The 2084-nt window shown below is 69.0% G+C and carries 2 protein-coding genes; both read left to right on the top strand.

Annotated features, from left to right (window positions below):
• Positions 1-490 precede the first annotated feature (490 nt).
• On the top strand, positions 491-709 hold the full coding sequence (locus MJ785_RS21625; RefSeq protein ID WP_239330141.1) for an AlpA family transcriptional regulator: 219 nt from the start codon (positions 491-493) through the stop codon (positions 707-709).
• Positions 706-2084 (top strand): tyrosine-type recombinase/integrase (locus tag MJ785_RS21620; protein ID WP_239382700.1); only part of this gene is annotated, 1379 nt, incomplete at its 3' end. The genes MJ785_RS21625 and MJ785_RS21620, both read left to right, overlap by 4 nt.

Here is a 2084-nt window from a genome sequence, read left to right as displayed (position 1 = left end):
CTTCGTCCGCCTCGACACCCCCGGCCAGGGCTACTACGAGATGACCGTCAAGCCGGGCGCCGACCCCTTCGAAGTCGCCCGGACCGCCGTCCGGATCCCCACCGACGCGTCTTCGTCGAAGCCCTCGGCGACGTCGACGTCGTGTTGGTGTTCCGCGCGATCCCCGGCACGGCGTTTCCGGCAACCCGCCCACCACACCGGGGTCCGGCCGGCGGCTGGGTGCCCGACATCGCCCCGTACCGGAGGGTTCCCGCGCAGACCCAGCCGTCCTGACCGGTCGTCGCGGTCCTTCGCTCCTCCCCCATTTTTCTTCCGTTCCTCTGGTAAGCGCCTGACCTGCCGGGGGGCCGGACGGGTCCAGGGTCGGCGAAGCCGATCACGCAGTGACGCGGTAGCGCCCTGGATGCGGCCGGTTTCCCGGCAGACCCTTTCGCGCCCAGAGGAGACGGGATATCTCGCCCAAAGAATCGGCAGAAGGAGCGGATTCTACATGCCCCCGCGCCCGACCCGTCGCCTTGTCCCAGCCGCACGCGAGGAGCTGCTCACGCTCGACCAGCTGTGCGACGAACTCAAGATCTCCCGCTCCACCTTCTATGACTGGCGGGCGAAGAGGCGCGCTCCTCGCTGCCTCACACTTCCGAACGGCCAGCTCCGGATCAGGCGAAGCGATCTGTCCGCGTGGCTCGATGGCCGCGAGGAGGCCGCGTGAACCCCCGACGCGCGGGAAGCGGCCAGCCGGGCAGGATCGACCGCCCGACAACCTACGACGTCCGTATCTGGAACGTCCGGAAAGTCTCGGGAAAACGCGGGACCACATATGAACTGCGCTGGTCGGTTGCGGGCAAAGCTCGTTCCCGGAGTTTCAAGACGGCCGCTCTCGCGGACAGCTTCCGTTCCGGCCTGGTCAGCGCGACCCGTCGTGGCGAACCCTTCGACGTCACCGACGGGATTCCGGTCAGCATGCTCGATCTCGGCAAGGATGAGCAGAGCTGGTACGGTCATGCCCGCGCATTCACCGAGATGAAATGGCGTGGGCTCGCGCCGAACTCCCGCCGGTCGGTCGCGGATACTCTCGCGACCGTCACTCCCGCCTTCCTTGCCACCCGGCGGGGCGCACCCGACCCGCGGATTCTCCGGGACGCCCTGTACGGCTGGGCATTCAACATCACGCGATCGACCGACGGAGACGACGCTCCATCGGACGATGTGGCCGCCGCCCTTTGCTGGGTCGAACGGTCCACCGTGCCGATCTCGGCTCTGGCGGATCCGACCTATGCCCGTGCGGCACTCGATGCCCTGGCGGTGAAGCTCGACGGGTCACCGGCCGCAGCGAACACGATCGCCCGCAAACGGGCAGTGCTGTTCAGTTTGATCGAATACGCCATCGAGCTGGGGCATCTCGACGTCAACCCGCTGACCCGCATCCAGTGGACCGCGCCGAAGGTCGGCGAGACGGTCGATCGCCGGGTGGTCGTGAACCCCGCTCAAGCGCGGGCGTTGCTCGACGCGGTCGGCGGGATCTCCCGGCCGCTGGTCGGCTTCTTTGCCTGCATGTACTACGCGGGAATGCGACCCGCCGAGGTGAACACGCTCCGCGAGCCCGATCTCGACCTTCCCGCCAACGGCGGCTGGGGGACACTGACACTCGCGAACTCCACTCCGACGGTGGGCGGCCAGTGGACCGACAGCGGCGAGCGGGAGACGCGCCAGCTCAAGCACAGAGCGAAGGACGAGACGCGGCCGGTGCCCTGCGCTCCACACCTCGTCCGGATCCTGCGGGATCACCTGGCCGAGTTCGGCACCGCCCCGGACGGCCGGCTGTTCCGCGGTGCTCAGGGTGGCCCCGTCCCGGACAGCCGATACGGCGACGTCTGGCGTGCCGCGCGCGCGAAGGCTCTCACTCCCGCACAGCTGGCCTCGCCACTCGCACGCCGGCCGTACGATCTACGTCACGCTGCGGTGTCGACCTGGCTGAACGCGGGCGTCCCCGCGACCCAGGTCGCCGAGTGGGCCGGGCACAGCGTCCACGTCCTGCTCAAGGTCTACGCGAAGTGCCTCGCCGGCCAGGATCAGGCCGCCCGCGA

This window comes from Protofrankia sp. CiT1, assembly GCF_917627335.1.
In the GTDB taxonomy this organism is placed as follows: domain Bacteria; phylum Actinomycetota; class Actinomycetes; order Frankiales; family Frankiaceae; genus Protofrankia.
The sequence above is the reverse complement of the archived record's forward strand: the minus strand, read 5'-3'. Positions and strand labels throughout refer to the sequence as shown.

Coding starts and splice junctions, on each gene's coding strand:
- MJ785_RS21625 (WP_239330141.1), top strand. CDS start 491: ATGCCCCCGCGCCCGACCCGTCGCCTTGTCCCAGCCGCACGCGAGGAG.